This is a genomic window from Arthrobacter sp. K410C (assembly GCF_059090105.1).
Map to the genome: position 1 here is coordinate 68718 of NZ_JBNHFJ010000002.1, position 26602 is coordinate 95319.

Below are 26602 nucleotides of genomic sequence, written 5' to 3' on the forward strand. Positions count from 1 at the left end.
CCTAGGATGTGCAAGTACGTACAGCGAGGAAGTCAGGTGAGTCGACGCGTGGAGTTGCCCGGGTTCCTTTACGGCTTCTACGAGCGGCGGCTCCTCAAGGACCTGCCCCGCGACCGCATTCCCCGCCATATCGGCGTCATGGTTGACGGCAACAGGCGCTGGGCAAAGCAGTTCAACGCCCCCACCAGCCAGGGCCACCAGGCCGGCGCAGACAAGATCCATGAGTTCCTCGGCTGGTGCCAGGAACTCGGGGTCAAGGTGGTCACCCTCTACATGCTGTCCACGGACAACATGAACCGGTCCAGCGAAGAGCTGGACCTCCTGATGGGCATCATCGCCAACACCCTGGACCGGCTGGACGAGGATGCCAACATCTCTGTCCATGCGATGGGTGCCCCGGAGCTGCTCCCCGGCTACCTCGCCGAGCGGCTCAACAAGCTGACTGCGCGGACGCCCATCCGGGAGAAGATCCACGTCAACGTGGCTGTTGGCTACGGCGGGCGGCGGGAAATCGTGGACGCGGTCCGCGAACTCCTGCATGACGCCGTGGCCAAGGGCACCGACATTTCCCGGCTCGCGGATGAACTCTGTGTGGATGACATTTCCCGCTTCCTCTACACCCGGGGCCAGCCCGACCCGGACCTGGTGATCCGCACCTCCGGCGAACAAAGGCTCTCAGGGTTCCTGATGTGGCAGAGCGCGTACAGCGAGTTCTATTTCTGCGAGGCGCTCTGGCCCGCCTTCCGCAAGGTGGACTTCCTGCGGGCCCTCCGCGATTACGCGGGCCGGCAGCGTCGCTTCGGGACCTGACATCTCCGGTTCACGGGGAGTTCATGCCGGTGCAACAGGAATCGCCGCGTAATGGTTGCGGAAATTACCTGGAGTGGATTTACGTTATATCCATCAGCAGGCAAAACCGCCGGCTGATCGGGGAGGCCAGTACATGGAGCGAAACATCGCACCGGTTGTATGGGAGGCCGGACCCGGCCTCGTGGCCGAGCCGCCTCACCAATAACAATTCCGGGCTTGCCCGGGGCTGGAGTCGATGTGGCTACTTCTGAACAACTGCCCGAGGTCCTTTTCGACCAGGGAGAGAAAGCTACCTCTCGCGCCACGCGAGCCACTACACAAACCGGCGCAGCAACGGATGCAGCGGCCGGTTTTGCCGTCTCCGGAAGGGAAGCCCTCATCCACACGTTCGTGATCGACACGTCAGTCCTCTTGTCCGACCCGCGCGCCCTGCTTCGCTTTGCCGAACACGAAGTCATCGTCCCGGTGGTGGTCATCACCGAGCTTGAAGCCAAACGGCACGACCCCGAACTTGGCTACTTCGCCCGCAAGGCCCTCCGGCTCCTCGATGACCTCCGCGTCAAACACGGCGGACTGAACCAGCCAATCCCCATCGGTGACGACGGCGGCACCCTCATGGTGGAGCTGAACCACATCTCGTCCGAGGTGCTGCCGATGGGCTTCCGCAGCGGGGACAACGACAGCCGGATCCTTGCGGTGGCGAAGAACCTCTCCAACGAAGGCCGGGACGTCACGGTGGTGTCCAAAGACCTGCCGATGCGGGTCAAGGCCTCTGCAATGGGGCTTACTGCCGACGAATACCGCAACGAGCTGGTGAAGGACTCCGGCTGGACCGGCGTCGCCGAGGTTGAAGCCAACGAGCAGGAAATCTCCACCCTTTACGGCCACGAGCCCGTCTTCATCCCCGCGGCAGCCGAGATGCCGGTCAACACCGGCCTGGTGCTGCTGTCCAACCGCGGCTCAGCGCTGGGCCGGGTAGGACCCGACAAGCAGGTCCGCCTGGTCAAGGGTGACCGTGACGTCTTCGGCCTCCACGGCAGGTCCGCCGAGCAGCGCCTGGCCATCGACATGCTGATGGATCCCGCCGTCGGCATCGTGTCCATCGGCGGCCGTGCCGGCACCGGCAAATCAGCCCTTGCCCTCTGCGCAGGCCTCGAAGCGGTGCTGGAGCGCCGCGAGCACCGCAAGGTGATCGTCTTCCGACCCCTCTATGCCGTCGGCGGCCAGGAACTTGGCTACCTGCCCGGTTCCGAGTCCGAGAAGATGAACCCATGGGCCCAGGCGGTCTTTGACACCCTCGGCGCGCTGGTCAGCCAGGAAGTGGTGGAGGAGGTCATGGACCGCGGAATGCTCGAGGTCATGCCGCTCACCCACATCCGCGGACGCTCCCTGCACGACGCCTTCGTAATTGTGGACGAAGCCCAGTCGCTCGAGAAGAACGTCCTGCTGACCGTCATGAGCCGCATCGGCCAGAACTCGAAGATTGTCCTCACCCACGACGTCGCCCAGCGCGACAACCTCCGGGTCGGGCGGCACGACGGAATCGCCGCCGTCGTCGAAACCCTGAAGGGCCACCCGCTCTTCGGCCACGTCACCCTGACCCGCTCCGAAAGATCCCCGATCGCCGCCCTGGTAACAGAACTGCTCGAGGGATAGGTCAGCCGGACCCGTAAGGTGCGTGGGGCACCCTTCCTCTTCGTGCTGGCTCCTTCGTCGCCTTTGACGCACGCTGCCGGAAGGCTGCCCCACGCACACGTCCGGTCCCAGTGCTTCGTGTAGGAGCGCATCGCCGACCAAAAGCGGTGCGCAGGTCGCCCAGCGACCGAAGCGGCGCGACGGGAGGTGTCTAAGCGACGGCGAAGCGCTGGGGCGGACGAACCCAACCACTGCCACCTACGTGACCCTCAGGAACGCCGCCGCGGTTTCGTGGCCTTCTACCTGTAGCTGCCAGTCCGGGCGCTTGAATGTGTCTGGGGTGAGGCGGACGTGTTGGACTGTTTCCACCTTGGTGCCCCAGGCCTTGCGGGTGGTTCCGTTGAGCTCGTAACCGAGGCTGCGGGAGACGCCGAGGGAGGCCTTGTTCCAGACTGCGGCCTCGGATTCGGCCACGTCGGCGCCCAACCAGTCAAAGGCCCACAGGACGACGGCGGCGCGCATCTCCTTGCCAAGGCCGCGGCCCTGGACGGACTGCTTCAGCCACGATCCGGTGGTGACGGTCTTGAGGGCGGCGAAATCCTTGGCCCCCACGTCCTGGCAGCCGACGAACTCACCCTCGTGCCAAATGCCCAGGAGAATCATCCAGGACTCGGGGCTGCACTCTGCCCGGCAGCGCCAGTACCAGCGGGCCATGTTGGAGCCCAGCTCCTCCCCGGGAATCTCGGTCCAGGGAGTGCTGAACGGACTCTTCCCGGTCTCATGGATACCGCTGCGTGCGGCGTCGACGGCCGCGGGAATGTCCCCGTCCCGGACGGGGCGGAGTTCCAGCCGCGGAGTGGTCAGCTTGAGGTCGAAAAGTGGCCAAACGGAGCCCAGCGTAGTCATCAGCGAAGCCTAGCCGATCAGCATCACGGGGCCTGTCACATCAGGCGGGAATGTCCCAGCTGATGTGCCGCCGCACGTCCGTAAGGTTCATGGATTCGGCCAGGAACAGGTCATCGAGCATGTATTCGTCCACGGCAAGGATCCGCAGCCAATGGCCGTATTCGCCGGTGGACGGTTCCAGAGATTGGCTGGCAACGCAAACTCCGGTTCCCAGGTCCATCCGGATACGGTTGCGCCCGGCAAGGCAGAGAGGCGCAGCAGGATCGGCCGGGTGGTAGGCCGGAGTGGGGGTTACCACGGCCTCCAGCGCTGGTCTGCCTTCGTGTTCAACCGCACGGTGCTCCTCAACCAGCACGGCGTTGCTGCCCGGAAACTCAAGGGGAACGGGGGAGTTGCCCGCAAGTTCAACCGGATCCAGGGCGGCGGAGAAGCGGCCGTTTCCGAATCCCGGTTCCCCATAGGCGGCTTCGGGCCGGCGTTTGACCAAGCCGGAGCCGTCGTAAACGGGCGTGACCAGCTGCGGCGGCAGCAGCCACGATTTGCGGGTGGAGCTGACGTAGAGACCGTCACGGGAATCGTTGATTCCGGTGGTGCTGTGGAGGACCAGTCCGTCCGGGCTTTCGAGGCGGAGGGCACCGGGCCGGCGGAGCCAGGCCCGCACGAGGGGAGCCGTGGGGGACGGGGCCTCCGTGAAGGGTTCGTCCCAGTACTCAAAGCGCAGGGACTGCCACTTCCAGGGCGAGGACCGGCACAGGTTGCGGAACGTGGCGATTGGGTCTGCGGATGATGCGCCGCGCTCCGGATCCGGCCGGTGCCGGGAATCCCATGTCGCCATATCCACAGTTTACGCGGGCACGGTGCGGCAGCCACGGGAATTCCAGTAGCATCCGAGGGGTGATTGGTCGTCTGGGGGATCTGTGGCAGCACATGCCGGCTGCCTTTTGGCTGGTGCTCGCGGCGTGCCTGTACTTCGCGGTGATGGCTGTCCGGCTGACAGTAATCGACGTCCGGCACCACCTGCTGCCCAACCGGATTGTCTTCCCGTCTTATGCCGTGGCCGGCATCCTGCTGCTCGCTGCCGCCATTGCCGGCGCCGCCGCCCCGGCGGGCGGCAATCTTGGTGCCGCCTTGTTTGCCGTGCCGGCGCTCCGGGTGCTGGCCGGCGCGGCCGTGCTGTGGCTCTTCTACTTTGTGCTCCGCTTTGCCTACCCGCCAGGCATGGGCTTTGGCGACGTGAAACTGGCCGGGGTGCTGGGGATGTACCTCGGCTACCTCGGCTGGGGGCATGTGTTCGCCGGGACTTTCCTGGCGTTCCTGCTCGGCGCGCTTTGGTCTGTTGCGCTCCTGGCGGCCCGGCGCGGGACACTGAAGTCGTCCATTCCGTTTGGTCCCTTCATGCTGGCCGGGACCGCCGTCGCCATGCTCCTGCCGGCGTGAAGGCGCCGCGCTGGATAGGCTGTCCGTTTCCCCCTGCCCAAGAATCTTTGTCCAGATATGGAGGGTTTAAGGGCTGCTAAGGCGCCATATCTGGACAAAAACTCCTTAGAGTACGACGGCGGCCGGTCACCTTCCGTTCGAAAGGTGACCGGCCGCCGTCGGGCGTTCGGGGGTGGTGCGGCTCTATGCCTTGTGGGCCGGGGCCGTCATGGTGGTGACGTCCAGTGCCTTGTCCAGGTCAGCCTCGGAGACCTTGCCTTCGCCGTCTCCGACGAAGCCGAGCTTCTCGGTGGCCTGGCGGATGGTCAGGCCCTCCGCGACGGCCGTCTTGGCGATTTTGGCGGCGTTCTCGTAGCCGATGTACTTGTTCAGCGGGGTGACGATGGACGGCGAGGCCTCCGCCAGGAAGCGGGCGCGTTCCACGTTGGCGGTGATGCCGTCAATCATCTTGTCCGCCATGACGCGGCTGGTGTTGGCCAGCAGGCGGATGGACTCCAGCAGGTTGGCGGCCATGACCGGGATGCCGACGTTCAGCTCGAAGGCTCCGTTGGTGCCGGACCAGGCGATGGCGGTGTCATTGCCGATGACCTGCGCGGCCACCATGATGGACGCCTCGCAGATGACCGGGTTGACCTTGCCGGGCATGATCGAGGAACCGGGCTGCAGGTCGGGGATGGCGATCTCGCCCAGGCCGGTGTTGGGGCCGGAGCCCATCCAGCGCAGGTCGTTGTTGATCTTCATGAACGAGATGGCGATGTTGCGCAGCTGGCTGGACGCCTCGATCAGGCCGTCGCGGTTGGCCTGTGCCTCGAAGTGGTCGCGTGCCTCCGTGAGGGGCAGCCCCGTGTCCGTAGCGAGCAGTTCAATGACCCGCTCCGGGAACCCGGCGGGGGTGTTGATGCCGGTGCCCACGGCGGTGCCGCCCAGCGGAACCTCGGCAACGCGGGGGAGGGCGGCGTTGATGCGCTCGATGCCGTAGCGGACCTGTGCCGCGTAGCCGCCGAACTCCTGTCCCAGGGTTACGGGCGTGGCGTCCATGAGGTGCGTGCGGCCGGACTTCACCACGTCCTTGAACTCAACGGCCTTGCGCTCCAGCGACTCGGCCAGGTAACCCAGCGCGGGGATCAGGTCATTGATCAGCGCGGAGGTAGCTGCAACGTGCACGGAAGTGGGGAACACGTCGTTGGAGGACTGCGAGGCGTTGACGTGGTCGTTCGGGTGGACAACCTTGTCGCTGCCGGCGGCCTTCAGGGCGCGGGTGGCCAGTTCGGCGAGGACCTCGTTCGTGTTCATGTTCGAGGAGGTGCCGGAACCGGTCTGGAAAACATCGATGGGGAAGTCGCCGTCGTACTTGCCGGCAGCAACCTCGTCAGCGGCGCCTGCGATTGCCTTGGCCAGCTCGCCGTCGAGCACACCCAGTTCAGCGTTGGCCTGGGCGGCAGCCTTCTTGACCCGGGCCAACGCCTCGATGTGGGTGCGTTCCAGGGTCTTGCCGGAAATCGGGAAGTTCTCCACTGCCCGCTGCGTCTGCGCGCGGTACAGTGCGTTCACGGGGACGCGGACTTCGCCCATCGTGTCATGTTCAATGCGGAACTCTTCAGTGGAAGTCATGGGGCTAGCTTATGGCGACCAGCCACCCATCGAAAACCGTGAAGAGCATGCTACGGAGCCCTTGCCGGGCCCCGTGCGGAGGCCTTCTAGAGCTCGCCAATTCCCGAAACTAGGTTCGCACGGCCCTCTGCCAGGCTGTACGAAAGACCGATGACTGCCGTCCGGCCTTCCTCGATTGCGTCCGAAATCACACGCGAGCTGTCCGCCAGCCGCTGCGAGGTCTGCTTGACGTGCTCCACCACCATGTCATTGACCTCGGTTTCGTCGTTCCGGAGGGAGGTCAGCACGGAAGGCGTGATGCGCTCCACCAGGTCGCGGATGAAGCCGGCGGGCATCTGGCCCGTCTCCACGGCCGACTTGGTGGCGCTGACGGCGCCGCAGCTGTCATGGCCGAGGATGACGATCAGCGGCACTCCCAGCACCCCCACGCTGTACTCGAGGGAGCCCAGGACGGCATCATCGATCACCTGGCCGGCCGTGCGCACCACGAAAACGTCACCGAGTCCGACGTCGAAGATGATCTCGGCCGCGAGGCGGGAATCGGAGCAGCCAAAGATTACCGCAAAGGGGTGCTGGTTCTCCACGAGGGAGGAGCGGCGCGACGCGTCCTGGTTGGGATGGGACGTCTCGCCGCTGACAAAGCGTTCGTTTCCTTCGCGCAGACGGCGCCAGGCAAGTGCAGGAGTCAGGTAAGTAGCCACGCGACTACGTTACGGTGCAGGAGTGGCCAAGGGTGAAACTGTGACGGCCGGGCTGCTTTCCATGGACTTCACGACGGCGTCCGCCAGGATGGCGAACTCGTCCAGCTGGGCGGCGCCGGACAGGATGACGGTGGTCCCGCGGTAGTCCAGGACCAGGGATTTCTCGCCCTTGCCGGTGTCGCGGATTTCCCATTCCTGGCCTCCGGCGTTCCGGGAACCGGTCACCGGTGCGTTCCGCGTCTGCTGGAGCAGCCAGGTGGGGTTCGCCTTGCTGGTCTGCACCAGGGCGATGAATGAGTCCTTGGGCGTCAGGAAGCCGACCTCCCAGGTGGGGACCCCGCTGCCCGTGCCTGCCTCCCAGCGCGCGTAGTTGGGGCGGAAGGCGCCGCCGGTCTCGGGCGCCGCGGGTGTGAATCCTGCCACATCCGTGGCATTGCGCGAGACGGCCGCCACATCGATGTCGGGGCGGTAGCCGTCGGTCTTGGGCAGCGGATTCATGAGGATGATCGGCAGGAAGGCTGCGATGCTGACCACCAGTGCAATGATCATGCCGATGGCTGAAGCATTCGCCCGCTTGGCGGCAGCAGCCGGAATGACAGGCTTTACCGGAGCTTCGCCAGCCGGACCGGCTGCCTGCCGGCCGCCCGCAGGCTCCGCTGGCTCGGGGCTGGGACTGGTCTTCTCCTGCATGTCATTCACCCTTCTATAGTCGCCCATGCCGGCGGGCAACTTCCATTCGGCCGGCTCGCGCCGCAGAACGTCCCCTGCAGGCACATTGCGCCGCCACGTCATCCGCCGCCCGGCAGGCGGCCCCGCGACTATGATCGGAAGTAGAGGAATCACCGTCCACCTGTTCCGGCGGGCGGGTTCAATGATCGCCACTCGAAGAAGAGGTTCACGTGTCACCAGCGTCCATGACCCAGAAGTACTCCACGATCTCACCGTCCCTGGCGGTGGGCAACGACGAACCGGACCGCAACCTTGCCCTCGAGCTTGTCCGCGTTACCGAGGCGGCAGCGATCGCCGGTGGCCACTGGGTGGGTTTCGGCGACAAGAACACGGCGGACGGTGCCGCCGTGGACGCCATGCGCTCGTTCCTGCAGACTGTCCACTTCAACGGCGTGGTGGTGATCGGCGAAGGCGAGAAGGACGAAGCGCCCATGCTCTTCAACGGTGAGCGCGTTGGTGACGGCACCGGCCCCGAGGTGGACGTCGCCGTCGACCCCATCGACGGAACCCGCCTGACCGCACTCGGCATCAACAACGCCCTCGCCGTGCTGGCCGTCGCCGAACGCGGCTCCATGTTCGACCCCTCCGCCGTCTTCTACATGGAGAAACTCGTCACCGGCCCCGAAGCCGCTGACATGGTGGACTTGCGCCTGCCGGTGAAGCAGAACCTGCACCTGATTGCCAAGGCCAAGGGCGTGAAGGTCAACCAGCTCAACGTGATGATCCTTGACCGTGACCGGCACCGTCCGCTGGTGGAGGAAATCCGCGAGGCCGGGGCGCGCACCAAGTTCATCATGGACGGTGACGTGGCCGGTGCCATCGCCGCGGCCCGCTCAGGCACCGGCGTGGACGCCCTGATGGGCATCGGCGGTACCCCCGAAGGCATCGTGGCCGCCTGCGCCATCAAGTCCCTGGGCGGCGTCATCCAGGGCCGGCTGTGGCCCACCAGCGACGAAGAGAAGCAGAAGGCGATCGACGCCGGCCACGACCTGGAACGCGTCCTCTCCACCAACGACCTCGTCTCCAGCGACAACTGCTACTTCGCCGCGACGGGAATCACCGATGGCGACCTCCTCAAGGGTGTCCGCTACTCCAAGGACAAGGTCCTGACCCAGTCCATCGTGATGCGCTCCAAGTCCGGAACCATCCGGTTCGTGGACGGCGAGCACCGCGCAGACAAGTGGGAAGGCTACGCCCGCAAGAGCTGAGCCACCCAGCTGGACCGCCGGAGTCCCGGAGCACTGTGCTCCGGGACTCCGGCGTTAAAGCCTTGGTATAGGGTTTAAGCCATGATTCCAGCTGTTGTTCCCTGTACTGACCGCGCCCTTTGGGATGACCATGTAGACCGGTTCCAGGGACATCCGCAACAGCTCTGGGGCTGGGGCGAGACCAAGGCAATGCACGGCTGGTCCGTCGACCGCGTGCTCCTTGAAGCCGGCGGCACCACCATCGGCTGTGCCCAGCTGCTGGTCCGGCGCCTCCCGGTTCCCTTCCGCGCCCTGGTCTACATTCCCCGCGGCCCGATGTGTTCCGTGGAAGACACTCCGGCCGTGCTTCGCAGCCTGGCCGACCACGCTGCGTCGCGCCACCACGGCGTTGCCTTGAGCATCGAACCCGACTGGGACCGGGATTCCCCCTATGCGGAGGCCGTTGCCGGAGCAGGCTTCCGAGAGACCACCAACACCGTCCTCATCCCGCGCACCCTCATCCTCGATCTCACCAAGTCTGATGACGAGCTGATGGCGGACATGTCCAAGACCACCCGCGCAAACATCCGCAAGGCCATGCGCAGCGAGGTGGAGTTCCGGAAAGTCAAGAACGAATCCGAGCTCGAACAGGTGCTGGGCATCTACCACGAGACGGCTGTGCGGGCCGGCTTCGGTATCCACGAGGACCAGTACTACCGGGATATTTTCCGCAACCTGGGGGAGGGCTCACCCATCATTGGTGCGTTCGACGGCGAGCAGCTGCTGGCCTTTGTCTGGCTGGCACGCAGCGGTGCCACTGCGTTCGAGCTCTACGGCGGCGTTTCCGCGGAGGGCCAGAAGAAGCGAGTGAACTACGGCGTCAAGTGGGCAGCACTGCAGGCCATGCGCGAGGACGGGTGCTCACGGTACGACTTCAACGGGCTGCTCAACGATGGCATCTCGGACTTCAAGAAGCAGTTCGGCAAGCATGAAAACATGCTCCTGGGAACCTGGGAAAAGCCGCTGTCGCCGTTCTACCCGGCCTACTCCCGGGCAATGCCGCTGGCGCGGAAGGGCATCCAGGCGGCGCGCCGGCTGGCGAAAACCGCAGCCGGCCGCGCCCGTGCTCTGCTCCGCCGCTAAAGGCCCGTAGTCACCGCGAACGCCAGGGCAGGCTCCGCGCTGCCCGCCACCGGGTGGACGTTCACAGGCGCTTCGGCGGCAGCGAGGAATGCGCTGCCGCCACGCGCGAGCTGCAGGTCGCCCTTCGGCGAGTCCAAGTACACTTGGCCCGCAACCACGATCACCACCGCGGCACCTGACTGGGCCAGCGGGACGGGGGCGGCGTCTGGCTGCAGTTCGATGCGCTGAAGCTGGAACTCTGCGAAAGGCGGGCGGTAGAGCTCCTGGTCAAGGACACTCTTCTCGGCATCGAGCATCGGCACGGCCACCGGGTGGAAATCGATGGTGCGCAGGAGCTCGGGCACGTCGACGAACTTGGGTGTCAGCCCGCCGCGCAGCACGTTGTCCGATGATGCCATCACCTCCACGCCCAGGCCATGGAGGTAGGCGTGGACGTTACCGGCGGGCAGGTAGACGGACTGGCCCGGCTGCAGCGAAATCCGGTTGAGGAGCAGCGAAATCAGCACCCCGGGGTCGCCCGGATACTTCTCGTTGAGGCTGATGACCGTTCCCAGCTCGGCCTCGTAGGGTGCAAGGGATCCGCCGGCCAGAAGCGATGCCACCACCTGGGCGGTGGCATCGGACACGGACTGTCCGCCGGTGATGAGGCGTTCAAAGGCCTTCCGGAGGCCCGTCCCCTCATCGGCCTCGTCCAGGTCCACCAGCAGAGCAGGCAGCAGGGCGGGAACCTGCCCCTCCACTGCCTCAAAGGCCGACGCAACGCGCTGCAGTACGTTCCGGGTCTCGGCTACCGGGCGGAAACCGCACAAGGCCTCAAAGGGCGTCAGCGCGAAGATCATCTCCGGCTTGTGGTTGTCATCGCGGTAGTTGCGGTGGGGCGCATCGGGGGCCACGCCGTCGGCGTTTTCGCGGGCAAAACCGGCCTTGGCCTGTTCCAGGCTGGGGTGGACCTGCAGCGACAGCGGCTGGGCTGCGGCGAGGATTTTTGCCAGGAAGGGCAGCCGGGGGCCAAACCGCGACACGGACCCGGCGCCCAGGAAGTGTTCCGGATCCTTGGCGATCAAGGCGTCCAGCGGGGTGGAACTGCCGTCTTCAGGCACATGGGCTACGGACGGCGAATCGGGGTGGGCACCGATCCAGAGTTCCGCTTCGGGCCTGCCGGATTCGGGCCGGCCCAGGAGCGCCGCGATGGCCGTTGTGGAACCCCAGGCGTAATCCCGGAGGACGTTGTCAATCTCGTACAAAACCGGTTCCGTTTCTTTAGGTCTGATTGCGGGGGCTAGAGCGCCGCGCACATGCCGTTGCTGGCCACGAGTTCGCGGATGGCCTGCTCGTTGCCCTCACGCTTGAGCTGGTTCAGCATCTCTTCGGTGATCGGCTCGCCGTCGGGCGTGGTGGTCACCGGGGTGAAGTCCGACGGCGTGGGCTGCCGTACGGCGCTGCCCGCAGCCAGCGGGATGGCCGGGAAGGCTCCTGCCGCCTGGATGGAACCGGCGCCAGAGGCCGGGACAACCATGACGTCGTCGGCAGCTCCTGCCGACTGGGCGTCCTGCGCCGAGGCCGAGGCCAGCAGCTCGTCCACGCGATCGTGGATCTGGTCGAAGTCCGGCACGGTGGAGAAGGAAGCGTCGAAGTCGGGCGGGCCGATGGTGAGCCGCTTAATATCCTGGCCCTTCGCCTTCATGGCGAGGTCCACGAAGCTGCCCAGCTGGGAGGAGGAGATGTTGGAATCGACCACCTTGGTTCCCGCGTTGGCGATGTCCTCGAACTTGGACAGCAGTGTGGCAGGGTCAAGCTGTTTGAGCATTGCCTGCTGGACGCACTGCTGGCGCTGGATCCGGGCGTAGTCGTCCACGAATTCCCTCGAGCGGCCGTACCAGAGGGCGAGGTCGCCGTTGAGCCGGTGTTCGCCGGCCGGGATCCAGCCGAGGGGCATGCCGTGGATGCCGTTTGCCTCGTCGATGACGTCGCCGCTGATGGGGACCCAGCCGCCGGCCTTGATCCTGATGCCGCCCATGGCGTCGATCAGCTTTGCGAAGCCTTCCATGTCCACCAGGACGTAGGCCTGCACGGTAATGCCCAGGGTTCCGGAGACGGCCTCCAGCGTTGCCTGGGCACCCGGATCGGCCACTCCCGGGTAGAGGTCCGCGTACTCGTTCGTAACCTCGGTGTTGATGGCGTTGATCAGGCATTGGTCGCCGCAGTTGTACCCGTCAGGGTAAATGGACCGCATCGGTGAATCCTCGCTGAACTGAGCGTTCTGGAGGTTGCGGGGCACTGAGATGATGGCTGTCTGGCCGGTTTCGGCGTCCACGCTCAGCACGGAGAGGCTGTCCGGGCGCCTTCCGGTGCGGTCGTCGCCGGCGTCGCCGCCCATCATCAGGAAGTTGTAGCGGCCGTCCACGGGATCGATTGCCGGGCCGGAGGAGAAGATGCTGCCGATGGCATTGCGGCTGACGTTGAGCAGGTATGCTGCGTAGCCGAGTGAGCCGCTGCCGGCCACCAGGGCCAGGACCAGGGTCACGACGACGGCCGGCCGGGTCCGCGGCGCCAGCAGCACGGGACGGATGAGCCGCAGGGTGTTGATGAACAGGACGGCCCAGCCCGCCGCGAGGGCCACCAGTGCGATGACGATCACCAGCGAGGCAAACGGGTTCGTGACAATGGTCACCAGCGCTGTCCGGTTGGCAACGAGCAGGAGGACCGCCAGCAGCAGGGCAGCCCAAACGCAGAGCGTTACGCGGAGGGCAGCCCGGCCCAGCTTGCGGTCGCCCGCCACCAGTTGCGCACTGCCCGGGACCAGGAGCGTCAGCAGGATCAGGACGAATGCACGCTTGGTCCGGACCGGAGCGGAAGCGCTGACCGGGTAGCGGACCGGGTCCGTCAACGCGGTGTCGGACGGCGACTGCGGAACTTTGCTGCTGGACATGCCGGCGGTCCTAACGGCTGCCCCGCTGGGAGCTGTTGCCTTCAGCGAAGACTTCGCTGACTTTCTGCCGGAGGCTGGCCCCCTTACGGCTGGCCACGGCGTTCAGGTCGGAAGCGAAGTCCAAAAGGTCGGTGCGGAGGGACACGGCAAACTCGTCCGTTCCCGCGGCAAGCATCCGGACAGCCAGGAGTCCGGCGTTGCGCGCGCCGGCGATGGACACCGTGGCTACTGGCACGCCGGCAGGCATCTGGACAATGGAGAGCAGTGAGTCCATGCCGTCCAGCGTTTTCAGGGGAACCGGAACACCGATGACCGGCAGGGGAGTGACGCTGGCCAGCATTCCCGGCAAGTGCGCGGCGCCGCCGGCTCCGGCGATGATCACCCGCAGTCCGCGCTCATGGGCTGTCTGCCCGTACCGGATCATTTCGGTCGGCATCCGGTGGGCGGAGACTACGTCCGCTTCAAAAGGGATCCCGAATTCGGCCAGGGCGTCGGCAGCGGCCTCCATCACCGGCCAGTCGGAGTCGGAGCCCATGACCAGGCCCACCAGGGGGCTTGCGGCGGCACCGGCGGCGGGGTTTGCTGGGGTGCTCATGCAGTCTCCTCGAAAGTGTGTGGCGCTTCATCCGCCGCTGCCCGCCCGTCGCGGATGATGTTGGCCACCATGGCGGCGCGGCGCCGGACAGAATCGACGTCGGCTGTGGACGTGCCTACGAGGTTCACGTGGCCGATCTTGCGGCCCGGACGCACCGACTTGCCGTAGCAGTGCACCTTGGCGGCCGGTTCGCTGGCCAGCGCGAGCGGAAACGCGGAATACAGGTCCTGGTTCTCGCCGCCAAGGAAGTTCTTCATGACCGTCACCGGGGCCAGGGCATCGGTTGCACCGAGGGGCAGGTTCAGGACGGCGCGCAGGTGCTGCTCGAACTGGCTCGTCACGGCCCCGTCCTGGGTCCAGTGTCCGGTGTTGTGGGGGCGCATGGCCAGTTCATTGATCAGGAAGCCCGCACCGACCCCAGGGGTTTCGAACATCTCCACGGCCAGCACTCCGGTCACCCCCAGTTCGCCGGCGATCCGCAGGGCTGCGTCCTCGGCTGCCGCGGCAACCTCCACGGGGATGTCCAGGGCAGGGGCAATCACTTCGTCACAGACACCGTCCACCTGGATGGTGTGCACTACCGGCCATGCGCGTGCCTCGCCATCGGGAGTCCGGGCGACCAGCGCTGACAGTTCCCGGGTGAACTCAACCTTGGCTTCGGCCAGGAGGGGCCTCATCGCCTGGAACCAGTCCTCGGTGCCGGCTGCTTCCTCTGCCGAATTGATGACCCGGACGCCCTTGCCGTCGTAGCCGCCGCGCGGCGTTTTCAGGACCACCGGCCAGCCGGTGGCGTCACCGAAACTGACGAGGGCGGCCACATCGTCCACCGGGGCCCAGGCAGGGTTGGGCAGTTCGAGCCGGTCGATCGCGGCGCGCATCACCAGCTTGTCCTGTGCGTGCACCAGGGCGTCGGGCCCCGGCTGGACGTTCACTCCTGCTTCCTGCAGGGCCCGAAGGTGGTCCGTGGGCACGTGTTCGTGGTCGAACGTCAGCACGTCCAGGCCCTGGGCGAAGTCAACCAGGGTCTGCAGATCCTTGTAGTCGCCCACCGGGGAAGTGGAAACCGCGGCTACTGCCGACACGTCGTCGCCTTCAGCCAGGACACGGAGTTCGAAGCCGAGTGCAGTTGCGGCTGGGGCCATCATTCGCGCAAGTTGGCCGCCGCCAACCACACCTATTACTGGAAAAGTCACATGGGCCAGCCTACCGAAGACCGCCCGGTATCCCGGCCTCCGGCAGCGGTGGTGGAGGCGATTTTGTGTAACGTGGGGCTGCCCCGTGCATCCTTGGGAGGCTGGCTCCATGTTTTGGGGGCTAAAATAGGCCTCTGGCCAGGTGGCCCATAGTTGAACGGCCATGGAGGGTCATGTATACCGCAGTAGCAGATCGTATCCGGGGACTGGCCTCGCTTTTTTGGCGCGAAGTGGCCAAGTTCGGCGCAGTCGGCGGTGTGGCGTTCGTCATCGACAACGGCATGACCTACTACCTGATGCATGGCCCGATGTCGGACAGCGAAGCCAAGGCCCGCTTTGTGGGTGCATCAATAGCCACGGTCTTTTCCTGGATTGCCAACCGGTTCTGGACGTTCCGGCACCGCCGCCAGGACAATGTCCTGCGCGAATTCCTCATGTTCATCCTGATCAACGGCATCGGCATCGGCATCTCCACGGGCTTCACTGCGGTGGCCAAGTACGGCCTGGGGATCACGGACAAAAACCTGCTGTTCTTCGCCGGCGTGTTCGGCATCATGGTCGCCACAGTGGTGCGCTTCTTTGCCTACCGCTTCCTGGTCTTCAACAAAGAGCTGGACCAGGAGCCTGAGTTCTCGCACGACCACGAACTCATCGAAATCCTCCACCACCACAAGGAATCCGCGGCCGCCGCCGAGCGCGAGCCTTCGCCGGACAGGTCAACCCAGCCGTAGGGATCCCGGGACTGCCCTGGAGCGCCCTGGACGAACAGCTGTCAGCTGCCGTGGATGCGTTCCGCTGCCAGCAGCTTGTCCGTCAGTTCCACATCAGGATGGGTCAGCACGACGGAACCTCCCCGCTTCCAGGCGCCGAGGGCATGGGCCAGGGCTTTTTCCAGTCCGTCCGAGGCAGGGATGTGCAGCCGCACGCCCTCCTCGTGGGCCAGGGCGAAGGTATCGAACAGCTCCCCGTGCAGGTGTCCCCGGCCCTCGCTGTCCACGATGGCACAGGCGCCGGGGTCGGCATCGGCGTGGGACATGAAGACGTCGCCGTGGCTGCGGACTTCTGCCGCGTAGTCAATGCAGCCGGGCGCGAGTTCTCCCGACCAGCGCATGGCCAGGGCGGGGAGCGCAACGGCGATGACGGCGTCGTAGTTCCCATCTGCTGACTGGGGATCGGCGGTGACCAGGAAATCGGCGTCGGGTCCCGCGATTACCGCCTCAAGGCCAAGCTGCCACGCGGAAAGCGCCCAGACCAGTGCCTTCCAGTGGGCCGGCAGCTCCAGCCGCAGCCGCATCCCCGGTTCTGCGTCGAGTTCGTCCTGCAGCAGGTTGCTGGTCTTGGCCACCCAGTTGTCCAGGACCCGGCCGGAGAGTTCCACGCGTTCGGCGTCCGGGCCGTACCACGTGAGGCGGGGAGCCGTGGAATTTCCTGAGCGAAGGTTCGCCATCAAATCGAGCGCGGGTGTAGTCATGGCACCATCCTGCCACTGCTTCGGCACACGGTCATCGGGTGCTGATGCTATGGAAACGCTCAGGCTCCCGAAGTGATATTTATCACAAGTAAAGGTAAGCGTGCTTGCTATTTATCCCTTTACGGGGTATTTTTCGCGCAACTACGGGTTTTTTCGGCCATTTTCCGCAAGCAAAGAGGTGCCTGGCGGGCTGTTCCCGTGATGGGGAGGAAAAAATCCCGGGCGTGGCGTGACCATCGTTGGGGAAGTTCACTGATTATTATCCCGGCAGCGGCTTGACTCGCCCTAGTTACACACGTGTAATTAGGTATCTAAAGCGACTGCGTAAATACCGGCACACAACCGAGTGCCTGCGTATCCAGGCATGGGCTGCAACATCAGGAGGGTCGCCGTGGGGCATGTAGAGCGTATCCAGGAAGATGCCGTCGTGGCCGGTCAGGCAACGGCAAAGTACCGTGCACGGGGGGTGCCAGGTGACTGGTTCGTGGACCCTGCGGATCCTGGGGCCGCGGAGCGGTATAACCGCGATGCCGGCGGCCTCCTGGAGGACCAGGCCACGGCATTCCTTGCGGCGCATGAGGCCCTTCTGGCCGGGGGACAGGACGCCGAAGACGAACTTGATCCACCCATGGAGCTGCGCGCCCCTGACTCCGTCCAGCCGGTATGGATAGGACTGCCGTTCCAGCAGGACTTCGACGACGAAGGCGAACTTGGTTGGCAGACTGACGCCTTGTGCGCCCAGACGGATCCGGAGGCGTTCTTCCCCGAAAAGGGCGGTTCCACCCGTGACGCCAAGAAGGTGTGCGGTGCCTGCAATGTACGGTCGCAGTGCCTCGAGTATGCCCTGGCCAACGACGAACGGTTTGGCATTTGGGGAGGCCTTTCCGAGCGTGAGCGCCGGCGGCTGAGGAAGCGAGCAATCTAATTCACCAGGATGTCCTTGTCACTGCCGTTGTGGTCGCCCACAACGGCAATGACTACCTGCCCAGAACCCTGTCAGCTTTGGCGGACCAGACCCGGCCCGTGGACCGTACCATTGGTGTGGACGCAGGCTCCCGCGACAACTCCCGCGCCCTCCTTGAGCGGGCTTTGGGCGCGGCCAGCGTGGTCAGCCATGACCGCGGCAAAGGCGGCATGGGGGCAGCGGTTTCCGCGGGACTGGCGGCGCCGGCCGCTCGGAAGGGCAGCGCCCAAGACAGCAGGCAGGAATGGATCTGGCTGCTGCATGACGACGCCGCCCCCGCCCCCGAAGCACTTGCCGAGCTGTTGGGTGCCGTGGAGCGGGCACCCTCCGTGACCGTCGCAGGCTGCAAACAGCTGGACTGGCACTCGGAACGCCGGCTGATCGACGTCGGCCTTTCCACCAGCCGCTGGGCCGAGCGGCTCACCCTGATTGACGCCGACGAACTCGACCAGGGGCAGTACGACGGCCGCAGCGATACTTTCGCCGTCAACTCCGCAGGCATGCTGGTCCGCCGCGACATCTGGGAACAGCTCGGCGGCTTCGACCCCGCACTCCCCGGCAGCGGTGACGACGTCGACTTCTGCTGGCGCAACCGCCTGGCCGGCCACCGCGTGGTGGTAGTTCCTGCGGCGCGGATGTTCCACGTCAGCCACAGGCCGCACGCTTTGGGGAACCCGGCAGCGGCACGGAAGGCGCAGGTCCACCTGCGGCTCAAGCACGCCCCGGCATGGATGGTTCCCGTGCACGCCGTCGGCGCTCTCCTTGGCTGCCTCTTCAGGCTGGTCGTGAGTATTGCGCTGAAGGACCCGGGCCACGGTATTACCCAGTTCCTTGCCACCGTCGCTGCCCTGGCCCGTCCGCGGGCTGTGCTGCGCGCCAGGCGGACGGCCCGGCAGACGCGCCGGATCCGGCGGTCTGTCATCCGGAAGCTTCAAACTCCCCGCCGCGAAGTCTGGAGCCACCGGCGGTCCCTGATGGAAGCCATCGGCTCGGACGGCAGCCAGGCTGACGACCTCGAGCAGGACCCGCTGGCACACCAGCCCAGCGGTGATGCTTCCGACGATTTCGCTGCCCTGGCAACCACCAAACGGGGCTGGGTGGGCAACGGCGCCCTCGCGGCGGTCATCATTGCTTCCGTAGCAGCCCTGCTCGGCCTGGCCGGCCTCTTCAGGGCAGACGCGGTGGCCGGCGGTGCCCTGATCCCCGTTTCCTCCGGGCTCGGGGACATCTGGAACCATGCCTCCAACTGGTGGATCACCCTCGGCGCAGGTCTTCCTGGCAAGGGAGACCCGTTCGGCTATGTCCTGTGGCTCCTCGGCGTCCTCGGCGGCGGTGACGCCAACGCGGCCATGGCCTGGCTGCTGCTCCTCGGCACGCCCCTGTCCGCCCTCACTGCCTGGTTCGCGGCCGGAGGACTGACGGTCCGGCGCCGGCTCCGCCTCGCGGCGGCCCTGTTCTGGGCGGCCGCCCCTGCCCTGCAGGTAGCCCTGAACCAGGGGCGGGTTGGCGCCCTGGTGGCCCATGTGATGATCCCGCTTTTTGTCCTCGCGTTGTTGCGTGCCACCGGGTCGGCGGTGGGCCATGGGCGCTTTTCGCTTCCTGCCCCGGCCGAACGGCGTGGCGAGAAACCCCCGGTCCGGCCTGGAATCAACGGCATGCCATCATGGACGGCTGCCGCGGCAGCCGGCCTGGCCATGGCCATCGTTACCGCCGCTGCCCCCTCACTCCTGGTCCCCGCCGCGGCAGTGATTGTGTTCTGCGGGCTCGTGCTGGGCCGCCGCGGCCGCACCGTCTGGTGGGCACTGCTGCCAAGTGCCGCGCTTTTCATCCCGTTCGGTCTGTCCGTGCTGGACAAGCCGCGGGCGCTCCTGGCCGACCCCGGCCTGCCGCTCGGCTTTGATGCTGCACCGCTTTGGCAGCAGCTCCTGGGCCAGCCGTTGGAGTTTGCGCCGGACAAGGGCCTGGATGGACTGCCCTACTTCCAGGACGGGACCCTGCCATGGGCCCTGCTGATGGCCCTCCTCCTGGCCGTCCCGGTCCTGGCCCTTGCCGTGGCGGGGCTGTTCAGCGGCCACCGCGCCGCGAAGGCGAAGTTGCTGTGGGCTGTTGCCCTGGTTGCCCTGGCAGGTGGCTGGCTCGGTTCACACGTCGCCGTCGCCATGGACGCTGACACCCTGGTGGTGCCTTTTACTGGTCCCGTGGTCTCCGCCGCATCGTTCGCCCTCCTGGGCGCCGGACTCCTCGGCGCCGAACAACTCCTCAGCGTGGCGGACAAAGCGGTTGCCGGCCCGGCCAGGCAGAAGACGGCCGTACGCTCGGCCGTGGCTTTCGGCATGGTGCTGCTCCTTGTTGGCCCGTTGGCCGGGATGGCCGCCTGGTCCGCCCGGAACCTGCTTCGTCCGGCAGCTGTTTCGGCCGCCGGTTCCCCGGTAGAACCGGCCACGGTGGCGGACGCCTCCGAATCAGGAGGTTCCGGATGGGGTACCCACCGGCTTGTCGAGGCTGCCAGCCCGCGCACCCTTCCGGCCACAGCCATTGACCGTGGAACGGGGCCGGAGCAGACGCGCACGCTCCTTATCGAAACGGGCGAAAACGGCACGTTTGACGCCGCCCTGATGCGTGGCGCCGGCACCACGCTGGACAGCCTTTCGGCCGTGGCAGCTGCGCGCAACATCCTGGGTGCCCCCGGGGCCGAAACGGTCCGCGATGATGACGACGTCACCACATCAGTCCGCCGGGCGGTCGCAACGCTGGTGGCCGGGCAGGGAGTGGACCCCCGCAGCGACCTCGAACAGCTCGGCGTGGGCTTTGTGGTACTCCGCTCCGCTGACACGGCAGCCCAGTTGACCGCAAGCAGGATGGACGCCGTGCCGGGCCTGGTGGCTGTGGGGCAGACCGACGTTGGATGGCTTTGGCGGGTCGCCCCCCTCAACCAGCCGGTGCTGCAACCCGCGGACATTGCCCACCGGGTCCGGATCGTGGACGCCCAGGGCTCCACGGTGTCGCTGGTCCCGTCCGCGTTCGACGGCGTCGACGCCCCGGTCCCGGCAGGACCCGAGGACCGCCTGGTGGTCCTCGCGGAACGGGCCGATCCCGGCTGGAGCGCCTGGCTCGACGGCCGGAAGCTGACCTCCACCACGTCGGATTGGTCGCAGGCCTTCACGCTGCCCGCTTCCGGCGGCCAGCTGACAGTCCGATATGAAAACCCCTGGGCCCCCTGGGCGGGAATTGCGCAGGGCGTCGTGTTCGGGCTGACCATCATGCTGGCCATACCCATGCCCGCCCGGAGGCCGAGAACCGGCCTTTCCCGTGGCGAGGGCTCCCTGCGTAAGGAACAGCAGAATGCGTGAGCACACCATGTCAGCCGACACCACCGGGGCTGAACAGATCCCCGGCCGGCCGGACGCAGGACGTCCCGGCCGGAAACGCCGTCCTGGTACCGTGGCCGGCGCCGCCACGGCAGCACTCGTCCTTGCTGGTACCGGCGCAGTGGTGGCAGCCGGATCACTGCTCCCCGCTCCCCAATCCGCACGGAGCGTGCCTGCTGCCGTGGCAGCCGTTCCCGCAGGTGAAAGCGTTGGGGTATGCCCCGGACCGGCCCGGCTGCTGGAAGGCACGGAGGCAGGAACCGATTCGCAATTCAGCCCGGTATCGGCCACGGCCGCAACCAGTGTGACTGCTGCCGTCCTTGGCGCCTCCGGTGTGCTGCCGGCCAGCCGGTTGTCGCAGCTGGACGGGACAACCGCCGTCGACATCGCCAAAGACAACGGACAGCCACCGGCCGAAGGCGCCCGCCAGGAGTTGCTGGCAGGGGCCGTGGCCAACCGGCCGGTAGACCAGGTGACAGTGCTTAGCGCCGATGCCCTGGCCAACCAGCAGGCTTCCGCCGCTGGTGCCATGAAGTTCAGTGCCACCGACGGCGACCTGCAGGGATCCGCTGCGGCCAACTGCCAGCAGCCCTCCACCGACCAGTGGCTGGCCGGAGCCAGCACCACCGTGGGGCGCGCCTCGGTGTTGCTCCTCACCAACGCCTCCACCACACCGGCCACCGTCAGCCTGGAACTCTTCGGCGGCGGCGGACAGATCCAGGCCCCCGGCAGCCGCGGGCTACTGGTGGCTCCCGGCACCACAAGATCCGTGGTGCTGGCCGGCCTGGCCCCGGGAGAGGAACAGCTCAGCGTCCGGGTGCGGAGCGCCGGGGGTCCCGTGGCGGCTGCCATCCAGCAAAGCGTCCTGCGCGGCCTGACACCGGGAGGCGTGGATTTCATTGCGCCCGGTGCCGCTCCGGCCGTGCGTCAGGTCATGACCGGCGTGGATATCCAGGACCCGGCGGGAATTTCCGCCCTCACAGGAAAATCGGGCTACGAGGACGCCGGGCCCGCCCTGCACGTCACTGTTCCCGGTGCCTCTGATGCGGTAGTGGAAGTGAAACTGTACGGCCGCGACGGCCAAAAGACACTCCCCTCCGGCGGGGTGATCACCGCCAAAGCCGGATCCGTCACCGAAGTTTCCCTGGCGGGCATACCGGCGGGCCACTACACGGTGTCGGCGGAATCGGACGTCTCCTTCGTCGCCTCCACGCGCATCAGCCGTGGCCTCCAGGCGGACCAGCCGGCCGACGTCGCCTGGGCCGCCTCCGGAGTACGGCTTGGCAGCCAGCACGTGGTGCCGGTCCCGCGGGCCGGGAGCCGCCAGTTGGTTTTTGGCGTCCTTGGCACCCGGGCCACCATCAGCTACTCGGCCATCACGGCGGACGGGAAGGTCCGCGCACCGGCCACCGCCGATATCGCCGGCGGAACCACCGCGTCCATCGCCGTCCCGGACAAGGCAGACGAAGCCGACGTGGTGGGCTATGTCGTGTCGGCGTCGGGTGACGCCGCTTACGGCGCAGTGCTGGTCCAGCAGGACGGCCGGAACGACGTCTCCACCCTCGCTTTCCAGCCGGCAGCCGCCGGGCAGGAAACCGTCCCGGTGACCATCAACTATTAGAAGGCTGCCGTCCGGCCCGGCCGACGTGCGGCGGCGGCGGACCACCCAAAGGGAGAGGGGCGTCAGTAGCGGCGCCGGTACACCGGATCCAGGGTCTCGGGGGCCACGCCCAGCATTTCGGCGGTGTGCTCCACCACCACGTCATGGACCAGGTCCTGCAATTCTTCAACTCCAGGACACGCCTGCTCCACCACCCGGCGATACACGGTGATCATCGGTCCATCCTCATCCGTCGCGGGCGAGTAGGACCCCATGGGGACCGGCGCTGAACTGGCGGCCAGGAGTTCCAGGTCCGGGGGAATCTCGTCGACGCCAAACCTGACACCGTCCAGGGTCTTTCCCCAGATATCGTGCAGCCGCTGGGCGGAATCCAGGACCATGTCATCAAAACGGTCCGAGCGGGTGCGGTACCCGGGATGCGTGGGCAGCATCACTTCACCGCGAAGCCCGCGCCCGTGGCGGTTCCGCCGGCGCTGCATGAAGCTCCTGCCAGTGGACTCTCCGCCCTGGTCCGCGCGGGCGTCCGGGTCAGCCAACCGGACCGTAAAGCCTGATTTCTGGTTCGATGACTGCATACATCGACTGTAAACCCGGGAAATGATTAACGCGATAGATTCCCCTTGAGGCGAAGACGCGTCCCGTACCGGGCGACAATGCGGCGTTTTGGCGGCAACAGCGAGTAGTCTGGGATGTCGTGGGAGCTATCCGTCAGTGTTCAAGATCTGCCTGCCGCCAGTCGGCGGTGGCCACCCTGACGTACGTGTATGCAGACTCCACCGCTGTCCTCGGCCCCTTGGCCACCTACGCTGAACCGCATTGCTACGATCTCTGCGAGCAGCACGCCGATTCCCTCACCGTGCCCCGGGGCTGGGAGGTGCTGAGGCTGGCCATGCCGTCCACGCCCCAGCAGCCCGGCCCTGATGACTTGCTCGCCCTGGCGAACGCGGTCAGGGACGCGGGGGCACTGCCCGTCCGGGCGCAGCAGCAGCCTGCGCAGCGGGGCCCCCACGCAGCACTGGAAGCCCCGGCGGGTACCGAAGGGACCCGCCGGGGCCACCTGCGGGTCCTGCGCGAGCCTTCCTGAACCCCGTCTGGCGGTACGCTGGAACCTGCACACAAGTCCGCTACCGGCGCCACCGCGCCCGCCAGGGAGCATGAACCCAATGCCAAAGATCAGTCCTGAGCTGCTGTCCGTCCTGCGTTGCCCCGTGACGGGTTCACCCCTGGTCCAGGACGGCGACGAACTGGTGGCCACCGCCGCCGCGGAAAGCGGCGCAAAGCCCCGCTACGCCATCGAGGACGGCATCCCCCTCCTCCTGCCACCGGAGTTGCTGGCCGCGGCAACATCGGCCGGCTCAGACCAGCACGATTCCGCCCGGCACCAGCCTGGGCAGGGAACCGGTTCCCCCGCCTAGCGCCAACACGGCTTTCCTCCACTCTCCCTAACCGGCGCCGCAAGCGCCAGCACACAGCGCCGTCCAGCACGGACACAGCAGCACCGGATACAGCAAAGGACCACCCATGACTTTCGACTACAAAGTTGCCGACATCTCCCTGGCTGAAGCAGGGCGCCACCAGATCCGCCTGGCCGAGCACGAAATGCCCGGCCTCATGTCCTTGCGCGAGGAATTCGGCGCCAGCCAGCCGCTGAAGGGTGCCCGGATCGCCGGCTCGCTCCATATGACGGTGCAGACCGCCGTCCTGATCGAAACACTGACCGCGCTGGGTGCGGAGGTCCGCTGGGCCTCATGCAACATCTTCTCCACCCAGGATGAAGCCGCGGCGGCCGTCGTCGTGGGCAACGGCACCCCGGAGGACCCTCAGGGCGTGCCGGTCTTCGCCTGGAAGGGCGAAACGCTTGAGGAATACTGGTGGACCGCGGAACAGATCCTCACTTGGCCAGGCGCGGAATCCAACCCAGAACTGGGACCCAACATGATCCTTGACGACGGCGGCGACGCCACCATGCTGGTGCACAAGGGTGTGGAATTCGAAGCGGTGGGCAACGTCCCGTCCGCGGGTCCCACGGACTCGGAGGAATACGGCATCTTCCTCGAGGTCATCCGCCGTTCCATCGCAGCAGACCCACAGAAGTGGACCCGCACCGCCTCCACCATCAAGGGCGTCAGCGAGGAAACCACCACCGGTGTCCACCGCCTGTACCAGCTCGCTGAGCAGGGCAAGCTGCTGTTCCCCGCCATCAACGTCAATGACTCCGTCACCAAGAGCAAGTTCGACAACAAGTACGGAATCCGGCACTCCCTGCCCGACGGCATCAACCGGGCCACGGATGTGCTCATGGGCGGCAAGGTCGCCGTCGTCTGCGGCTACGGCGACGTCGGAAAGGGAGCCGCTGAGGCGCTGCGCGGCCAGGGCTCTCGCGTGATCGTCACCGAAATCGATCCCATCTGCGCCCTGCAGGCGGCGATGGACGGCTACCAGGTGGCCAGGCTGGAATCCGTCCTCGCCCAGGGCGACATCTTCGTCACCACCACGGGCAACAAGGATGTCATCATGGCCGAGCACATGGCCGGGATGAAGAACAAAGCCATCGTCGGCAACATCGGGCACTTCGACAATGAGATCGACATGGCCGGGCTCGCAAGGATCCCCGGCATCAAGAAGGTGGAGATCAAGCCCCAGGTCCACGAATGGGTGTTCGAGTCCGGAACCGACGCGGAGCGTTCCATCATCGTGCTGTCCGAAGGCCGCCTGCTTAACCTGGGCAACGCCACGGGGCACCCGTCCTTCGTGATGAGCAACTCGTTCGCCAACCAGGTCATCGCCCAGGTTGAACTGTGGACCAAGAAGGACCAGGACGCCGGCCAGCGGGAGTATGAGAACCAGGTGTACGTCCTGCCCAAGGTCCTTGACGAGAAGGTTGCCCGCCTGCACCTCGATGCCCTCGGCGTGGAGCTGACCGAACTGACCAAGGACCAGGCCGAATACCTGGACATCGACGTCGCCGGTCCGTACAAGCCCGAGCACTATCGTTACTAAGAAGTGAAGCACCCGGGTGCCCCGAGCACCCGGGTTGTTACTTCCAAGCCCTAGGATCGGAACATGGAGCCCGAAGCCCAGCCGCGCCGCGCGCGGACAGCAAAAAAGATTCTCATCGTCGCCGTCGTCTGCCTCCTGGCAGCTGCCGGCGGTGTTTTCGCTGCCGTCGCACCCGGACTCGCCGGCGCGGCGCTGGAATCCGAAGCCGGCTCCGCCGTCCGGACCTCCCCGGGCCTCGCCGCGCCCGTCATCGCCCCGGTGAAGTCGGACGCAGCACCCGCTAACGGTGCCAAGCAGGTCAATCCCGCGGCCCCAGTGTCGCTCAAGGTCAGCAACGGCACCATCGAGCGTGTGACGCTCACCAGTACCTCTGGTGAAACGGTGGAAGGAAGCATCGACGCCGCCGGCACCGGCTGGACGGCTTCCGGCCCGCTTAAGTTCAACACCGACTACAGCTACACGTACGTCGTGAAGGATGGCGCCGGACGGGAAACAAGCACCACGCAGTCCTTCAGCACCGTGTCCAGTTCACATGAGGCCGACGCCGCCATCTATCCGCTGGACGGCATGAAGGTGGGCGTGGGGCAGCCGCTGCAGATCATTTTCAGCGAACCCGTCCTCAACCGTGACGCCGTGGAAAAGGCGATCAGGATCACCAGCAGCGCCGGCCAGGTGGGTGCTTTCCACTGGCACAGCGACAAGATGGTCCGGTACCGTGCGGAGGGGTTCTGGGTTGCCAACTCCACGATCTCGATGGACATGCAGCTGTTCGGTGTGGACCTTGGCAATGGGCAGATCGCAAACTTCAACAAGAAGGTAAACATCGCCATCGGCGACAAGAAGGTGGCCGTCGCGGACGCCGCAGCCCACACCTTCACCCTCAGCATCAACGACCAGCCGGTCAAGACGCTGCCGGTAAGCATGGGTGACAAGCGCTTCCCGTCGGCACGGGGCTACGGGGTGCTGATGGAGAAGAAGCGCTACGACCATTTCCGCGCCTCAAGTATCGGCTTGAAACCGGACGATCCTGCCTACTACGGGGACGTGGATGTGGAGTACACCATCCGCCTCACGCTCAGCGGCGCGTACATCCACCAGGCCCTCGAGTCGGCCTACCCCTTCATCGGCAACGCAAACGTTTCACACGGCTGCATCGGGTTTGCTCCCGACGGCGCCGCCTGGGTCTTTGACAACATGGGCACCGGGGACGTGGTGCATATCGTAAACACCGAGGGCGACTACGCGGCGCACGACGACGGCTTTGGGGACTGGAACATCCCCTGGAACGAGTACGACAACTGA

Annotated in this window: 24 protein-coding genes; 13 read left to right on the forward strand and 11 right to left on the reverse strand. The window is 66.2% G+C overall.

The window, feature by feature from the left end:
- Nucleotides 1-48 precede the first annotated feature (48 nt).
- On the forward strand, nt 49-810 hold the full coding sequence (locus AC5RU7_RS05345; protein WP_494010704.1) for an isoprenyl transferase: 762 nt from the start codon (nt 49-51) through the stop codon (nt 808-810).
- 237 nt (nt 811-1047) lie between these two features.
- Nucleotides 1048-2466: an RNA 5'-3' helicase PhoH2 gene (gene phoH2 / locus AC5RU7_RS05350; protein ID WP_494051421.1), complete on the forward strand. Its 1419-nt coding sequence runs from the start codon at nt 1048-1050 to the stop codon at nt 2464-2466.
- Nucleotides 2467-2703: 237 nt separating this feature from the next.
- On the opposite strand, the gene AC5RU7_RS05355 is transcribed toward phoH2, so the two are convergent.
- Nucleotides 2704-3351, reverse strand: coding sequence for a GNAT family N-acetyltransferase (locus AC5RU7_RS05355; RefSeq protein ID WP_494051422.1), 648 nt, complete (start codon nt 3349-3351; stop codon nt 2704-2706).
- Between the two features lie 40 nt (nt 3352-3391).
- Complete coding sequence (locus AC5RU7_RS05360; protein ID WP_494051423.1) at nt 3392-4186, reverse strand: hypothetical protein; 795 nt, start codon at nt 4184-4186, stop codon at nt 3392-3394.
- A 59-nt stretch (nt 4187-4245) separates the two neighbouring features.
- On the opposite strand from AC5RU7_RS05360, the gene AC5RU7_RS05365 reads away from it, so the two are divergent.
- The gene (locus AC5RU7_RS05365; RefSeq protein WP_494010620.1) at nt 4246-4788 is read left to right on the forward strand and encodes a prepilin peptidase; all 543 of its coding nucleotides are present in this window, start codon (nt 4246-4248) and stop codon (nt 4786-4788) included.
- A 183-nt stretch (nt 4789-4971) separates the two neighbouring features.
- On the opposite strand, the gene AC5RU7_RS05370 is transcribed toward AC5RU7_RS05365, so the two are convergent.
- The 3 genes from AC5RU7_RS05370 to AC5RU7_RS05380 all read right to left on the reverse strand — a co-directional run bounded on the left by AC5RU7_RS05370 (nt 4972) and on the right by AC5RU7_RS05380 (nt 7790).
- On the reverse strand, nt 4972-6399 hold the full coding sequence (locus AC5RU7_RS05370; protein ID WP_494051424.1) for a class II fumarate hydratase: 1428 nt from the start codon (nt 6397-6399) through the stop codon (nt 4972-4974).
- Between the two features lie 86 nt (nt 6400-6485).
- Nucleotides 6486-7100: a carbonic anhydrase gene (locus AC5RU7_RS05375; RefSeq protein WP_494010619.1), complete on the reverse strand. Its 615-nt coding sequence runs from the start codon at nt 7098-7100 to the stop codon at nt 6486-6488.
- Between the two features lie 9 nt (nt 7101-7109).
- A complete protein-coding gene (locus AC5RU7_RS05380) occupies nt 7110-7790 on the reverse strand; it encodes a DUF4245 domain-containing protein (RefSeq protein ID WP_494051425.1) in 681 nt (226 codons plus the stop codon).
- Between the two features lie 224 nt (nt 7791-8014).
- On the opposite strand from AC5RU7_RS05380, the gene glpX reads away from it, so the two are divergent.
- Together glpX and AC5RU7_RS05390 are read left to right on the forward strand one after the other, a co-directional pair.
- The gene (gene glpX / locus AC5RU7_RS05385; RefSeq protein WP_200859118.1) at nt 8015-9037 is read left to right on the forward strand and encodes a class II fructose-bisphosphatase; all 1023 of its coding nucleotides are present in this window, start codon (nt 8015-8017) and stop codon (nt 9035-9037) included.
- A gap of 81 nt (nt 9038-9118) precedes the next feature.
- Nucleotides 9119-10159: a lipid II:glycine glycyltransferase FemX gene (locus tag AC5RU7_RS05390; RefSeq protein WP_494051426.1), complete on the forward strand. Its 1041-nt coding sequence runs from the start codon at nt 9119-9121 to the stop codon at nt 10157-10159.
- Here AC5RU7_RS05390 and manA read toward each other — a convergent pair.
- From manA to AC5RU7_RS05410, 4 genes are read right to left on the reverse strand one after another with little or no spacing between them, the layout of a single operon-like run.
- On the reverse strand, nt 10156-11403 hold the full coding sequence (gene manA, locus AC5RU7_RS05395) for a mannose-6-phosphate isomerase, class I (protein WP_494051427.1): 1248 nt from the start codon (nt 11401-11403) through the stop codon (nt 10156-10158). The two genes, AC5RU7_RS05390 and manA, sit on opposite strands and share 4 nt — an antisense overlap.
- A gap of 35 nt (nt 11404-11438) precedes the next feature.
- A complete protein-coding gene (locus AC5RU7_RS05400; RefSeq protein ID WP_494051428.1) occupies nt 11439-13088 on the reverse strand; it encodes an LCP family protein in 1650 nt (549 codons plus the stop codon).
- A 10-nt stretch (nt 13089-13098) separates the two neighbouring features.
- The gene (gene purE, locus AC5RU7_RS05405; RefSeq protein WP_494051429.1) at nt 13099-13683 is read right to left on the reverse strand and encodes a 5-(carboxyamino)imidazole ribonucleotide mutase; all 585 of its coding nucleotides are present in this window, start codon (nt 13681-13683) and stop codon (nt 13099-13101) included.
- The gene (locus AC5RU7_RS05410; protein ID WP_494051430.1) at nt 13680-14876 is read right to left on the reverse strand and encodes a 5-(carboxyamino)imidazole ribonucleotide synthase; all 1197 of its coding nucleotides are present in this window, start codon (nt 14874-14876) and stop codon (nt 13680-13682) included. The genes purE and AC5RU7_RS05410 overlap by 4 nt, the downstream gene beginning before the upstream one ends.
- Before the next feature lie 173 nt (nt 14877-15049).
- On the opposite strand from AC5RU7_RS05410, the gene AC5RU7_RS05415 reads away from it, so the two are divergent.
- On the forward strand, nt 15050-15607 hold the full coding sequence (locus AC5RU7_RS05415; RefSeq protein WP_494051431.1) for a GtrA family protein: 558 nt from the start codon (nt 15050-15052) through the stop codon (nt 15605-15607).
- A gap of 41 nt (nt 15608-15648) precedes the next feature.
- On the opposite strand, the gene AC5RU7_RS05420 is transcribed toward AC5RU7_RS05415, so the two are convergent.
- Nucleotides 15649-16347 (reverse strand): TIGR03089 family protein, encoded by a 699-nt coding sequence (locus tag AC5RU7_RS05420; RefSeq protein ID WP_494051432.1) that lies wholly within the window; start codon nt 16345-16347, stop codon nt 15649-15651.
- Nucleotides 16348-16738: 391 nt separating this feature from the next.
- On the opposite strand from AC5RU7_RS05420, the gene AC5RU7_RS05425 reads away from it, so the two are divergent.
- From AC5RU7_RS05425 to AC5RU7_RS05435, 3 genes are read left to right on the forward strand one after another with little or no spacing between them, the layout of a single operon-like run.
- Nucleotides 16739-17272, forward strand: coding sequence for a WhiB family transcriptional regulator (locus AC5RU7_RS05425; protein ID WP_494051433.1), 534 nt, complete (start codon nt 16739-16741; stop codon nt 17270-17272).
- Nucleotides 17273-17301: 29 nt separating this feature from the next.
- Nucleotides 17302-20661, forward strand: a complete 3360-nt coding sequence (locus AC5RU7_RS05430; protein WP_494051434.1) for a glycosyltransferase family 2 protein — start codon at nt 17302-17304, stop codon at nt 20659-20661.
- Nucleotides 20654-22300, forward strand: a complete 1647-nt coding sequence (locus AC5RU7_RS05435) for a DUF5719 family protein (protein WP_494051435.1) — start codon at nt 20654-20656, stop codon at nt 22298-22300. Before AC5RU7_RS05430 ends, AC5RU7_RS05435 begins: the two co-directional genes overlap by 8 nt.
- Before the next feature lie 62 nt (nt 22301-22362).
- On the opposite strand, the gene AC5RU7_RS05440 is transcribed toward AC5RU7_RS05435, so the two are convergent.
- Nucleotides 22363-22875 (reverse strand): metallopeptidase family protein, encoded by a 513-nt coding sequence (locus AC5RU7_RS05440; protein WP_494051436.1) that lies wholly within the window; start codon nt 22873-22875, stop codon nt 22363-22365.
- Between the two features lie 119 nt (nt 22876-22994).
- Here AC5RU7_RS05440 and AC5RU7_RS05445 point away from each other — a divergent pair, with 119 nt between their 5' ends.
- The 4 genes from AC5RU7_RS05445 (at nt 22995) to AC5RU7_RS05460 (ending at nt 26602) form a co-directional block, all read left to right on the forward strand.
- Entirely contained in the window at nt 22995-23384 is a 390-nt protein-coding gene (locus AC5RU7_RS05445) for a DUF3499 domain-containing protein (protein WP_494051437.1), read from the forward strand.
- Nucleotides 23385-23463: 79 nt separating this feature from the next.
- A complete protein-coding gene (locus AC5RU7_RS05450) occupies nt 23464-23715 on the forward strand; it encodes a Trm112 family protein (RefSeq protein ID WP_494010606.1) in 252 nt (83 codons plus the stop codon).
- 106 nt (nt 23716-23821) lie between these two features.
- Nucleotides 23822-25300: an adenosylhomocysteinase gene (ahcY, locus tag AC5RU7_RS05455; protein ID WP_494010605.1), complete on the forward strand. Its 1479-nt coding sequence runs from the start codon at nt 23822-23824 to the stop codon at nt 25298-25300.
- Between the two features lie 63 nt (nt 25301-25363).
- Entirely contained in the window at nt 25364-26602 is a 1239-nt protein-coding gene (locus AC5RU7_RS05460) for a L,D-transpeptidase (RefSeq protein ID WP_494051438.1), read from the forward strand.